Origin of the sequence: Flavobacterium mesophilum (genome assembly GCF_039581405.1) — a bacterium.
Taxonomy (GTDB): Bacteria; Bacteroidota; Bacteroidia; order Flavobacteriales; family Flavobacteriaceae; genus Flavobacterium.
Genome location: NZ_JBCPXZ010000004.1, coordinates 189061 through 203124, shown reverse-complemented (window position 1 = coordinate 203124; position 14064 = coordinate 189061). Strand labels below are relative to the sequence as shown.

11 protein-coding genes are annotated in these 14064 nt (G+C 34.4%); 6 read left to right on the top strand and 5 right to left on the bottom strand.

Translation table 11 applies throughout. The annotated features are described in order from the left end of the window. Positions 1–14 precede the first annotated feature (14 nt). From AAYQ19_RS14065 to AAYQ19_RS14045, 5 genes are all read right to left on the bottom strand, one after another. Positions 15–857 (bottom strand): FecR family protein, encoded by an 843-nt coding sequence (locus AAYQ19_RS14065; protein ID WP_343537073.1) that lies wholly within the window; start codon positions 855–857, stop codon positions 15–17. 9 nt (positions 858–866) lie between these two features. Next, complete coding sequence (locus AAYQ19_RS14060; RefSeq protein WP_343537072.1) at positions 867–1076, bottom strand: C1 domain-containing protein; 210 nt, start codon at positions 1074–1076, stop codon at positions 867–869. Between the two features lie 47 nt (positions 1077–1123). Further along, on the bottom strand, positions 1124–1645 hold the full coding sequence (locus tag AAYQ19_RS14055; protein ID WP_343537070.1) for an RNA polymerase sigma factor: 522 nt from the start codon (positions 1643–1645) through the stop codon (positions 1124–1126). Positions 1646–1937: 292 nt separating this feature from the next. After that, positions 1938–2414, bottom strand: coding sequence for a hypothetical protein (locus AAYQ19_RS14050; protein WP_343537069.1), 477 nt, complete (start codon positions 2412–2414; stop codon positions 1938–1940). 73 nt (positions 2415–2487) lie between these two features. Further along, positions 2488–2745, bottom strand: coding sequence for a hypothetical protein (locus AAYQ19_RS14045; protein WP_343537068.1), 258 nt, complete (start codon positions 2743–2745; stop codon positions 2488–2490). A 383-nt stretch (positions 2746–3128) separates the two neighbouring features. On the opposite strand from AAYQ19_RS14045, the gene AAYQ19_RS14040 reads away from it, so the two are divergent. The 6 genes from AAYQ19_RS14040 to AAYQ19_RS14015 all read left to right on the top strand — a co-directional run bounded on the left by AAYQ19_RS14040 (position 3129) and on the right by AAYQ19_RS14015 (position 13996). Continuing rightward, positions 3129–4139 (top strand): LacI family DNA-binding transcriptional regulator, encoded by a 1011-nt coding sequence (locus AAYQ19_RS14040; RefSeq protein WP_343537067.1) that lies wholly within the window; start codon positions 3129–3131, stop codon positions 4137–4139. Between the two features lie 501 nt (positions 4140–4640). Beyond that, positions 4641–6641, top strand: coding sequence for a beta-mannosidase (locus tag AAYQ19_RS14035; protein ID WP_343537066.1), 2001 nt, complete (start codon positions 4641–4643; stop codon positions 6639–6641). Positions 6642–6829: 188 nt separating this feature from the next. Then, positions 6830–9106, top strand: a complete 2277-nt coding sequence (locus AAYQ19_RS14030) for a GH92 family glycosyl hydrolase (protein WP_343537065.1) — start codon at positions 6830–6832, stop codon at positions 9104–9106. A 104-nt stretch (positions 9107–9210) separates the two neighbouring features. Then, complete coding sequence (locus tag AAYQ19_RS14025; protein WP_343537063.1) at positions 9211–11493, top strand: GH92 family glycosyl hydrolase; 2283 nt, start codon at positions 9211–9213, stop codon at positions 11491–11493. Between the two features lie 4 nt (positions 11494–11497). Beyond that, positions 11498–12958, top strand: a complete 1461-nt coding sequence (locus AAYQ19_RS14020) for a glycoside hydrolase family 125 protein (protein WP_343537062.1) — start codon at positions 11498–11500, stop codon at positions 12956–12958. A 135-nt stretch (positions 12959–13093) separates the two neighbouring features. After that, complete coding sequence (locus tag AAYQ19_RS14015; protein WP_343537061.1) at positions 13094–13996, top strand: ROK family protein; 903 nt, start codon at positions 13094–13096, stop codon at positions 13994–13996. The last annotated feature ends 68 nt before the right edge of the window (positions 13997–14064 follow it).

Below are 14064 nucleotides of genomic sequence, written 5' to 3'. Positions count from 1 at the left end.
CCTTTTTTTCTTTTCTATTGAAAAGTAATCTGTTTTAAATCTTCATTTATTTCAAAATTTAGGTTATACATTTCGGATATTAATTGTACAATTGTTTTTAAATCTTCTTTTTTATTGATTCGGATTGTGATTTTCTGCTCTAGATTTTCTGATGGAAGAATTACTTTATAGCCATAATTTTTCTCAATGTATTGACTTAGAACCGAAAGCTTTTCGTTGTCAAAATCTATAAAACGGCTGAATTCTTCAACCGAAGCAGTTTGGTTTCCGTAAGTGAATTTTTCTCCCGGCTTCAAAATCCATTTTTGATTTTGCCCTTTTACATTCATCTGAACGCTTCCTTCATAAAGTTCAACAGTTACTTTTTCGTCTTCCGTTTCATTAACAATAAATGAAGTTCCTAAAACCGTAGTTGTCGTTTCATTACAAAAAACCTGAAAAGGATGTTGTTTGTCTTTTTTGACTTTGAAATAAACTTCACCATCAATTTCGACTTTTCGGTTTAAAGCAAAATTTGCTCCGTATGAAATTTTGGAATTCGGACTTAATTCTATTTTTGAACTATCCGGCAAAACGACATATTTTATTTTTGAAGTTGTATTCTCAATTATATTTTCGGCAAGTACAATTGTTTCTTGTTGTGGTTTAGTATTGAAATAAATTCCAGTTCCAATAAGCACAAAAAGCAAAACCGCCGCCGCTGAATAATAGCGCCAAGGTCTAAGTTTTCGTTTTTCTGTGGCGAAAGTTTTTGAATGAAATTGTTTCCACGAAGCTTCTTTCTCATCATTTGAATGCGAAAGTGGGGATTCATTCCATAGTTTTTTGAACTCTTCGTCAAATTTTTCTTTATCCATTTTTTGATATTAAATGATTTGACACTGAAAACCTTGTTTGGTAAAAACACCGTACACCATTTCTTTGATGTCACGATTGGTTTCGATTTTGAGGATGTTTTCTTGACCTTTTCGGTCAAAATTTATGATACAGTCAGAAATGACGAATTGCAAAAGTGCTACAAGTAAGGTAGCTTCTTTCTTGGTTCTGACATTAGTTTTGTACGCTTCGATGTGCATTTTTTTGTTCTTGTTTTTAGATATAACAAACGAGAACAAAAAAGTTCCTAATGGTTTTCGATTTTTTTTCGAATAAATTTACTGGCGAGATAAATATGATTGGCAATTGTTTTCTCAGAAAGTTCTGTGATTTCTGCAATCTCCTTATAGCTAGGGTTTTCCAGTTTGTGTAAAGTGAATATTTTTTGTTGCTGTTCCGGAAGCTGATTGATGAAATTGTGCAATTTTTCGCTTCTTTCATCAAAAACGGCAGTATCAGTTTCTTCTTGTGCAACCTCAACTTGAAAGTTATCAAGCTGAATTATTTTGTTTTCTCTATTGATATGATTGATGATGATGTTCTTGCAAATGACAAATAATTGCTTATCCAGCAAAACATCTTCGTTGAGCAGTTCTTTTTTATTGTATAATCTGATGAAAGTCTCCTGAACAAAGTCTTCTGGAGTTAATACTTGAGAATTAAATCGCTTGGCAATATTTTTCAGTTTGTCGTAGTATTTGAAGTAAACTTCCTTAAAAGCTTCTTCATTACCTTTTTTTAAACTTAAAATTAACTTTTTATTGTCCATAACGAAAAATATCGCGACTAGCTTTTAACTAGTGAAAACTCATTGGAGTCAATATTATTGTATTCAGAATTGAACACTTTCAATTCAGAATGTAATAAGTTGCAAAGAACCGTAATTTAATTGAAGATTTGTCGTCGTTATTGGAAAAATGTTACAAAACGGAATTGTTTTTTTAAGAAGAAATTTTTGTTCGCTGATGATTTTGCGAAGCGAGCAATAAAAAACCGCTAAATTATTTTAGCGGTTTTTTTATAAAATTGAATAAAGTAAGTTTTTGAATTAAAAATGAAAATTAATGATGTCCATTTCCTCCTCCGTGCCCATTTCCATTGTTCCCGTGTCCATGGTTTCCATTATCTTTTCCTTGTTTGTTATTTCCTTTTCCAGGTTTTGGGCCTATAGTTTGTTGCGGTTTCCCTTTATAACCTTTTCCGTATTTAACTTTATGCGTTTTGAAATTATCATAAGGTGAGTTTCCTCTGTAATCTGTCAATACAACTTTGTATTCGTTGTAAAGATCATAGTTTCTATAAACAGTTGGTAATGATTTGGCTCTAATCCATTTTCCATTATTGATATAAATGTAATTAGCAGTATTGATATCATAATAGGTTTCAAGATCTGGCAAATAGTAATAACGTACATCAGTATATCCAACTGGGCCCCAAGCTGGTGGCGTGCCAATATTTACATTCACATTTACTTGTGCATTCGAAAAATAAACGGTGAGAAACAAAATTCCTGTTGCTAAAAATTTAAATGATTTCATAATATGTAATTTTTAAATTATTATTACTTGAATACATCCAAAAAGCGTACCTAAAATTTGTCTAATGCTAAAATCAGCTATTTTCCTCCTCTAAATTAGCAGCAGAAATTTGATCTAAGATATTGGTTTGGTTGGGCGAAATGTAGTTTTTTATTTCAGGAGCATTTTCTTTCTTGAAAAGAAGATCTAATGCATTGTACAATTTTAATAAAACATCTCGGTCAGCCTTTTCAATCTCTAATGCAGTGTTAAAATTAAAAACGTAATTATTGGAATTACGTACCTCAACTTTTATCGTTTTTGATGTGATTTTAAATTTAACTATATCCATTTTTCTGTGTAAATTAATTTGTTGCAAAAATGAGATTTTAACGTCAATTAGCGTTGCAAATTTGTATGTTTTTTTATGTTTTCAATTTTATAATACTAAAAATACGAATTTATTTAAATTAAATCCTAATTCATGATGAATTGATGTTAGGATATTATGCAATAATTCAAGCGGATTTAATTGTTTAAAATCGTTATTGAGAATATTGTGTCTTTTAACTAAGTTATAAATGTAAAATTCTTATAATTGCGAATAATTTCATTTAATATTAATGATAAAAAAATGATTTGTTTAAATATAATTTTTACAAAAACGTTTTAGTTATTATTTTTGTTTATATTTGTGATTACGATTATAGATAACCCAATAAATTAACGCATTACATGAAAAAGATTACAATAAAGGATATTGCTACAGAAGCTCAGGTTTCGGTATCTACAGTATCTTTTGTTATAAATGGTAAAGGCGAAAAAATGGGAATTAGTGCGGCTGTTATCAAGAAAGTACAAGATGTAGCAGAAAAGCTTAATTACAGACCGAGTATGATTGCGACCAGTTTACGAACTGGAAAAACAAGATCAATCGGGCTTATTGTTGAAGATATTTCGAATCAATTCTTTTCTGATCTTGCTCGAGTAATTGAAGACGAAGCCAAAAATATTGATTACAGGGTTTTTTACTGTAGTACTGGAGATGATGATGAGCGTTCAGAAGAATTGATACACAGTCTTTTGCAGGCTAATGTTGACGGATTTATTATCACGCCGACTAAAAATCTTGAAGAGAAAATTGATCTGCTTTTGAAGCTAAAAAAGCCAATGGTATTGATCGACAGATATTTTCCGGGACAAAATGTAAGCCATGTCGTAATGGATAACTACGAAGCAGCAAACTCGGCAACTAAATTTTTGATTAAAAAAAATCGTAAAAATATCGCTGTCGTTAATAATACTTCTGAAATGATTCAGATGAAGTTGAGAGAAGATGGCTATAAAGATGCTTTGAAAGAAGAAGGAATGTACAACGAAGAGCTTGTATTGCACTTAGATTATCACAGCAATGAAGAAACGAGAATTGATGGTCTTGTGAAATTTTTTAAGAAAAACACAAAAATTGATGCCGTTTTGTTTTTGACGAATTATATGGGACTTTCTGGGCTTCAAGCTTTGCGAGGCATGGGAATCAGTATTCCTGAAGATATTTCGATTATTAGTTTTGATGATCACGACAGTTTTAAATTACATACTCCAACCATCACTGTTATAGCACAGCCTATTGTCGATATTGGAGTGAAAGCAATTGAATTGCTAATGAGTCAGATGACGAATATGGAAACATTTGAGGTTGAAAAAAGTCTAAAGAAAGGTGATTTGATTATTAGAGAGTCAGTCTGATTTTCTAAATTTTAAAGAATAAAAAGAAAAAACGATTCGTTTTTTTTTGAGATTTTACTAAATCGTTTTAGGTTGTTTTGACGGTTTTACAAGCGTAAAAGCCACCGAACAAAGAAAATATTTAAAATATAAAATAGATCAAAAAGTTAATTCAGAGCAGGACTTTAATTGTTTTTAAATGGTTGAATTTTGGTTAGTTTAGTTGAATTAAGCCGGGCGAAATTCCTGCAACTCCCGGCTTATTTTGAATTTAAGATGGTGTACTGATTTTGGTAGTAAAAAAATCAGAAAAATAGAAATAGGAATAATTGCTTTTGCAATAAATAAAAGAATAAGTTAAGCTTGGCAGCCGTAAAAAAGGAAAATGATTTCAGTGATATTTTGTTAGTTACCTTTTATTCTGATACAAACCTAAGAGAAGGAAATAATTGTAAATTCAATTGTCCTTCTCCAACTGCCGGCGATCCTTTGCGATGCAAATTAACTTAGCAATTGATTGAAATGAATTATAGAAAAAGAGTTTATTGTTTTTTGGGCATTTGTGCAGCAAATTTTTCATTTGTTGCCAATGCTCAAAATGTTAATATAAAAGAAGGCTGGAAATTTCGTGAAATAAAAACCGAAAAATGGTCTCCTGCAACAGTTCCAGGTGAGGTGCATACAGATTTGTTGAACAACAAAGCAATTCCGGATCCATTTTACAGAGATAATGAAAAGAAACTGCAATGGATTGAAAAGAAAGATTGGGAATACAAAACTACTTTTCAAGTAACGACAGCTTTACTAAAAAAGAAAAACGCCGAATTGGTTTTTGACGGATTAGATACGTATGCAACCGTTTATTTGAATAATAAAGAGGTTTTAAAAGCAGATAATATGTTTCGTCAATGGCGAGTGGAAGTGAAAAATTTGCTGAAATCTGGAAATAATGATTTGGTTATTGTGTTTAAATCGGCGCAAAATGTAGCGGATTCATTGGCCAAAAAAGATTTGCCTTTTGTAATTCCTGATAATCCGCGTGCCTATGTTCGAAAAGCGCAATATCATTTTGGATGGGATTGGGGGCCAAAATTCACGACTTGCGGTATTTGGAAAACACCGCGTTTAGAATTTTATGATAAAAAAACACCTGAGAAACCTTATGTGTTGAACCGTAAAATAGAATTGGTTCAGGAGCCAGACAGTGTTGGTAAATCATTTTATTTCAAAATTGATGAAAAGCCAGTTTACATGAAAGGCGCCAATTATATTCCGTCAGATGCTTTTCTTTCGAGAATGACAAAAAAAGAATATGAGAAAGTAATTTCAATGGCAAAAGGTGCCAATATGAATATGCTTCGCGTTTGGGGTGGCGGTATTTATGAGGATGATTATTTTTATGATTTATGTGATAAAAACGGCATTTATGTATGGCAGGATTTTATGTTTGCCGGAACAATGGTTCCTGGCGACAAAGCCTTTTTTGACAATGTAAAAGCCGAAGTTCAGTATCAAGTAAAACGCCTTCGCCATCATCCTAGTATTGTTTTATGGTGTGGTAACAATGAAATCGACGAAGCCTTTAAAAATTGGGGTTGGCAAAAAAGCATGAACATGTCGAAACAAGATTCAACGCGTTTGTGGCATGATTATGTTCGGTTGTTTCAGGATAGTATTCCAAAATGGGTAAAGGAAGTTGACAATAAACGACCTTATGTAAGTTCTTCGCCTTTATTTGGCTGGGGAAAGAAAGAAAGTCTTACGCAAGGTGACAGTCATTATTGGGGTGTCTGGTGGGGACTTGATGATATAGAAATAATGAACTCTAAAACAGGCCGTTTTGTAAGTGAATATGGAATGTTGGCAATGCCAAATTATGCTTCCATCGAAGCGTTTACTTTGCCAGAAGATCGCTATTTGTATTCAGATATTTTAGAAGCGCATCTAAAAGCTGGAAAAGGTTTCATGAAATTAGATTCTTATTTGAATCGATATTTCATAAATGAGGAAAAAATCAAGAAAATGAGTGTTGAAGATTATACGTATCTCACGCAATGTCTTCAATATTATTCTTTAAAAAACATTATCGGAATTCATCGTTCAAAAGCGCCGTATAATATGGGAACCTTGGTTTGGCAACTTAACGATTGCTGGCCTGTAGCAAGCTGGAGCGTAACCGATTATTATGACCGTCAGCCAAAAGCGGCGTGGTACGCAATGAAAGAAGCTTATAGAGATGATAAAAAGCCCGAAATTGATTTGATGCGTCCGATTAATTTAAAACTAGAAGATCCAAAAATCACTTATAAAATCTCAGGAAATAAAGTGACTTTGAAAGCTTCAAAAGCAGCAAAATATGTATATGTTTCCATAAAAGGATATACCGGAAAATGGAATGATAATTATTTCGATCTGAAAGAAGGAGAAGAGAAAACAATTACGTTTGAAGGTAAAATAGCAAAACTAGACGTGAAGATTGTTTCTTTATATGAGGTTTTAGCAAGGTACAAAGAAACAAAGTAACAAAGGGACAAAGTAACAAAGGGACAAAGTAACAAAGAGACAAAGGTTCAAAGGTTTTTCGTAGAGACGCACTGTAGTGCGTCTAACGCAAAGAATGTAAATTTTAAATTAAAAATATCCGTGTAAATCAGTTTAACCCGTGTCATTCGTGGGTCAAAAGTTACGCAAGCCAAAATAAAAAAGAATATATGTTTACAAAATGCACCAAAATAGCTGTCAGCGGTATTTTCGCTTTAAACTTGTTTTTTTCAACTTCCGCGGAAGCGCAGAAAAAAAGTGCGAATCAAAATAACATAGATTATACCAAATATGTAAATCCGCTAATAGGATCAGCGGGGCATGGTCACGTATTTGTGGGTGCGAATGTTCCGTTTGGTGCCGTTCAATTAGGGCCTGTAAACATTTTTGAAGGTTGGGATTGGTGTAGTGGTTATAATTATGCGAGTAATACTATTTTAGGTTTTACTCACACACATTTAAGTGGTACTGGAATTGGAGATTTAAATGATATCTTATTGCTTCCGGTTACAGGAAAAGTGCCTCTTTTTAAAGGCACAAAAGAAGACATGGCAAATGGGTATGGTTCTTACTTTTCGCATGCAAATGAAGTAAGCAAACCAGGCTATTACAGTGTCATTTTGGATAAATATAAGATTAAAGCCGAATTGACAGCAAGCGAAAGAGTTGGTTTTCATAAATACACTTTTAACTCGCCGTCTGATGCTCATGTTTTATTAGATCTTGCAGATGGAGTTGGCTGGGACAAACCCGTAAAAACATTCATCAAAAAAATAAACGCAACGACATTGGCTGGTTATCGTTTTTCAGCAGGATGGGCGGCAGATCAGCGTGTTTATTTTACAATGGAATTTTCGGAACCTATTTCAAATTTGGCTTTATACGATGATAAAGCACCAGTTTCAGGAACTGAAGGTGAAGGTTTAAAAATGAAAGCAGTTGTTGATTTTGCTACTTTAAAAAACAAACAAGTTTTGGTTAAAGTTGGAATCTCGCCAGTGAGTTCTGAAAACGCTTCGGCAAATATAAAAGCTGAAATTCCGAATTGGGATTTTGATCAAACGGTAAAAACGGCTTCTTCAAAATGGAATGCAGAATTAAATAAAATTCAGATTACAGGAAATGACAAAACAATGAAAGTTTTTTATACTTCATTGTACCATACCATGTTTGCGCCTTCAATTTTTAATGATGTAAACGGCGATTACAGAGGAACGGACAAAAAAGTGTATGAAAAAGCAAATTTCACTAATTACACTACTTTTTCACTTTGGGACACTTATCGCGGACTTCATCCATTGTACACCATCACGCAGCCAGATAAAATTAATGATATCGTAAAATCATTTTTGGCGATTTACGAACAACAAGGGCGATTGCCGGTTTGGCATTTAATGGGGAATGAAACCAATACCATGAATGGAAATCACTCAATTGCTGTAATTGCTGATGCCTACTTGAAAGGATATCGCGATTATGATGTGAATTTGGCTTATGAAGCTATGAAGAAAACAGCCATGCAAACGCGTGACGGAATGGATTATGTTCAAAAATTGCAATACATTCCGGCTGACAAAATGTTGGAAAGTGTTGGAAATGCTCTAGAATATGCAATTGATGATTATTGCATTGCACAAGTAGCAAAAGCTTTAAACAAAACCGAAGATTACGACTATTTCTCAAAGAGAGCGAATTTGTACAAACTTTATTTTGATAAAGAAACGACTTTCATGCGCGGAAAATTGACAGATGGAAATTGGAGAACACCATTTAATCCACTTTCATCAGCGCATCGAAAAGACGATTATGTTGAAGGAAATGCGTGGCAATATACTTGGTTAGTTCCTCAAGATCCGTATGGATTGATTGATTTGTTTGGAAGCGAAAGCAAATTTTTGGCCAAACTAGATTCTCTTTTTCAAATAACAGATAAAGTTGAAGGTGAAGAAGTTTCTCCTGATATCAGCGGTTTAATTGGGCAATATGCACAAGGAAATGAACCAAATCACCACATTCCGTATTTATACGCCTTCGCTGGACAACCTTGGAAAACAGCAAAATTAATTCGAGAAATTGATGAGAAATTCTATTCAACAAAACCAGATGGATTATGCGGAAATGAAGATTTAGGACAGATGTCGGCTTGGTATGTTTTATCCTCAATGGGATTTTATTCGGTTAATCCAGCAAACGGAGTTTACGTTTTAGGAAGTCCGTTAGTGAATTCTGCAACAATTCATTACAAAAAAGAAATTTCGTTTACCGTAAAAGCAGTCGACAACAGTGCTTCAAATATGTATATTCAAAAAGCAGAATACAACGGAAAACCTTATACAAAATCTTATATCACACAAGATATGATAGTTAAAGGAGGAGAACTGAAATTGTATATGGGGAGCAAGCCATCTGCAACATTTGGAGTAAAAAAAGAAGATAGACCTTTTTAGTTTTCGGTCGCAGTCTCAGTTTTCAGTGTTGGAAACGATAGAGTTAAAAGTTCAGTTTAGCCTATAGCTTATTGCTTAAAGCCTAATGCAAAAAATAAAAAAATATGAAATTAAAGAGCTTAGTTTTTTTAGGATTAATACAGTGCGGTATTGCTACGGCACAGGTAAAACCTATCGATCCAGCAGAATATGTAAACCCGTTAATGGGGACGCAATCTGTGCATAGTTTGTCCAATGGAAATACGTATCCGGCAATTTGCAGGCCATGGGGAATGAATTTCTGGACACCACAAACTGGGAAAATGGGTGACGGATGGGCATATACATACACAGCAGAAAAAATAAGAGGATTTAAGCAAACCCATCAGCCATCGCCTTGGATGAACGATTACGGTCAGTTTTCGATTATGCCGGTAACTGGGAAAATAGTAGTTGCCGAAGCAGATCGCGCAAGCTGGTTCAGTCATAAAGCTGAGGTTTCAAAACCGTATTACTACAGTGTTTATCTAGCAGATTATGATGTTACAACTGAAATCACGGCAACTGAAAGAGCAGCGCATTTTCAAATCACTTTTCCTGAAAATGAGCAATCTTCAATTGTAGTTGATGCATTTGACAAAGGTTCGTACATCAAAATTATTCCTTCAGAAAATAAAATAATTGGTTACACAACGCGCAACAGTGGAGGAGTTCTAACTAATTTCAAAAACTATTTTGTACTTGTTTTCGATAAGCCATTTGCAACAAGCAGCACATGGAATGAAAAAGGTGTAGAAAAAGATAAATTAGAATTGCAGGACAATCACGCAGGCGCGGTGGTAAGTTTCAAAACTAAAAAAGGTGAAATTGTAAACGTAAAAACGGCTTCGTCATTTATAAGTCCAGAACAAGCGGAATTAAATTTAAAAACCGAATTAGGAAATGCGACTTTCAATGAAACGGTTGCAACTTCTAAAAAAGAATGGAATAAAGTTTTAGGAAAAATTACGGCCGAAAGCAACGATGTTGATCAATTGAGAACATTTTATTCGTGTTTGTATCGAGCAACTTGTTTTCCTCAAAAACAATATGAAATAAATGCCAAAGGCGAAACGGTACATTACAGTCCGTATAACGGAAATGTTTTGCCGGGTTATATGTACGCAGGAACAGGATTTTGGGATACTTTTCGAGCGTTATATCCTTTGTTGAATTTGGTTTATCCTTCTGTAAACAAGGAAATGCAGGAAGGTTTGATTAATGATTATAAAGAAGGTGGCTTTTTGCCAGAATGGTCAAGTCCAGGTTTCAGAAATGTAATGGTTGGAAATAACTCTGCTTCTGTGGTTTCTGATGCTTATATGAAAGGGCTTCGCGGTTATGATATCAATATTTTGTATGAAGCATTGCTTCACGGAGCAAATAATGAAGGTCCGATGGATGCAGTGGGAAGAAAAGGAGTTTCGTATTACAACACTTTAGGATATGTTCCTTATGATGTGAAAATTAACGAAAACGCAGCGCGAACACTAGAATATGCTTACGATGATTTTGCGATTTGGAAATTGGCGAAAGCCTTAAATCGTCCTAAAAAAGAAATCAGTTTGTTGGAAAAACGAATGATGAATTACAAAAACTTGTTTAATCCTGAAATTGGATGGATGAGCGGCAGAAATAAAGATGGAAGTTTCCCGAAAAACTTCAATCCGTTAAAATGGGGAGATGCTTTTACAGAAGGAAACAGCATGCATTACAGCTGGAGTGTTTTTCATGATATTCAAGGATTGATTAATTTGATGGGCGGACAGAAAAAATTTGTCGAGAAATTAGATGCTGTTTTTACAACGCCACCCGTTTTTGACGACAGTTACTACGGTTCAGTTATTCATGAAATCCGCGAAATGCAGATCATGAATATGGGGCAATATGCCCACGGAAACCAGCCAATTCAGCACATGATTTATTTGTACAATTATGCAGGCGAACCTTGGAAAACGCAATATTGGTCAAGAGAAGTAATAAATCGTTTGTACAAGCCAACTCCAGATGGTTATTGTGGAGACGAAGATAACGGCCAAACTTCGGCTTGGTATATTTTCTCGGCAATGGGATTTTATCCTGTTTGTCCAGCAACAGATGAATATGTTTTGGGCGCGCCATTATTCAAAAAACTGACTTTGGAATTAGAGAACGGCAAAAAGCTGTTTATAAACGCTCCTAAAAATTCTGAAACCAACAAATATGTTCAAGAATTAAAATGGGATAATGCAGATTATACTAAAAATTTCATCAATCATTCAGATGTCTTAAAAGGCGGAGAATTGAATTTTGATATGTCTGCCGAACCAAATGTACAAAGAGGAACTGCGCCAAGTGCTTTTCCATATTCTTACTCAAATTCAAAATAATACTATGCAGTCACGTAGAAAATTTATAAAAAACGCAGGGATTTTTTCCGCTGGATTATTAGCCATTCAAACGGATGTTTTTGCTTCGCAGTCAAATGCATTTGATTTTGCTTTGAAAGATTTTATCAGCAAAAGACCGCCTTTGGCAGAACGAAAATTTACAAGTCCAGCGATTGAAGCTGCAATTGTTCGTATCAAAAAACAAATTGCCAATCCAGAATTAGCTTGGTTGTTTGAAAACTGTTTTCCAAATACTTTAGATACCACAGTTGATTTCGAAATTATCGATGGAAAACCTGATACGTATGTAATTACGGGAGATATTGATGCCATGTGGCTTCGTGATAGTACGGCTCAAATTTGGCCCTATATTCCGTTTGTGAAAGAGGATAAAAAACTGGCTGAATTGGTAAAAGGTGTAATCAATCGTCAGACAAAATGCATCTTGTTAGATCCTTATGCGAATGCTTTTTATAAAGATTTTTCTAAGATAAGCGAATGGAAAAATGACTTGACCAAAATGAAGCCAGGAATTCACGAACGCAAATGGGAAATCGACAGTTTGTGTTACCCGATTCGTTTGGCGCATGGATATTGGAAAGAAACTGGCGACTTAAGTCTGTTTGACAAACAATGGAAAGAAGCCATGCTTTTAGTTTTGCAGACTTTTAAAGAACAACAAAGATGGACTGATAAAGGTCCGTACACTTTCCAAAGAGAAACAGCTTGGGCAACTGATGGCGTGCCTTTGAGCGGTTACGGATATCCTGTAAAACCTTGCGGATTGATTGTTTCTACTTTTAGGCCAAGTGACGACAGTACTTTATTTGGCTATTTGATTCCGAGCAATATGTTTGCGATTGAAGTTTTAGGATATTTAATCGAAATTTTCTCTTTGCCAGCCATGTTGGATAAAGATTTGGTTGCCAAAGCAACAGAATTAAGAGGTCAGGTTCAGAAAGGTTTACAAGAAAACGGAATTATCGACCATCCAAAATTTGGAAAAATAATTGCTTTTGAAGTAAACGGTTACGGCAGTTTTCACATGATGGATGATGCCAATGTTCCTTCTTTACTTTCATTGCCATACTTAGGCGCAATTGAGCCAGACAGCCCATTATATTTGAATACCCGAAAAGTAGTTCTTTCAGAAAACAATCCGTTTTTCTACAAAGGAAAAGCAGGTGAGGGAATTGGTGGCCCACACACCGGAGCCGATACAATTTGGCCAATGAGTATTGTTTTGAGAGCTATTACGAGCGTCGATGAAAAAGAAATCAAAGCCTGCATCAGCAATTTGATTAAGACAAATGCCGATACTGGCTTTATGCACGAATCGTTTCATAAAGATGATGTGGCAAAGTTTACCCGAAAATGGTTTGCTTGGGCGAATACACTTTTTGGAGAAATGATTGTACACACGAGTATCAAATACCCACAAATTTTAAAAGATAAAAATTTATAAAACCTTCGAAAAATAATAACGAAATCAAGAGGTTGAATTAGTTATAGTTTCAAAATGCTATTGGAAAAGTTTATGAATGAAATGAATATTGTTGAGCTAAAGCCAGATTTTAAGAAAATAGATAAAAGTGAAAAAATGAATAAAGAATATGCCGTTGGAGTTGACATTGGAGGAACACATATTACCGCAGCAATTATAGATATTGCGAATATGAAAATGATTGACTTTTCGGTACATAAAGAATCTTTTGATTCTAATTTGCCAGTCGATCAGGTTATGAATATTTGGGAAAAAGTGATTCGCATTTCAATAGAAAACTCAAAAGTAGAAGAAGTAAAAGGACTTGCCGTGTGCATGCCTGGTCCGTTTGATTATGCTAATGGACTTTGCTGGATAAAAGATCAATCTAAATATGAACATTTTTATGGTTTGAATGTTCGTTATTTATTTCAAGGAACGCTTAATTTGTCTAGTGATTTTCCAATTCTTTTTGAAAATGATGCTGTTTGTTTTGGAAAAGGCGAAGTTTTTAAAGATGCTGCAAATCTTTCTAAAAAAGTGATGGCAGTAACGCTGGGCACTGGACTTGGCGCTTGTTTCATTGATAAAGGCGTTTCGGTTTCAACAGGTGAATTAGTTCCTACTGACGGAGAAATTTATAATTTACCTTTCAAAGACGGTATTGCAGAAGATTATGTTTCGGCGCGCGGGCTTTTAGGAGGCTATAAAACATTAACAGGAAAGACTCTTAAAAATGGTTTAGAACTTTATAATCTGGCACTTGCTGGAGATGAAATTGCCATAAAAGTTTTTGAACAAATGGGCGAGGACTTGGCTGAGGTTGCAATTCCTTGGATGACTAAATTTGGTGCAAATCATTTTATCATTGGAGGGAAAATTGCAAATGGAAGCGAATTTTTTCTTTCAGCCTTCGATAAAAAAATTAAAGAAAACGGTCTAGAAGTTAGTGTCGTTATTTCTACAGATAATGAAGGAGCAGCTTTATTAGGCGCCGCTAGCATGCTGTACAAATTGTAATCAAACTTAATTAAGATAAAAAAACACCATTCTGTATTTCTGATGCAGAATGGTGTTTTTTGTTTTTC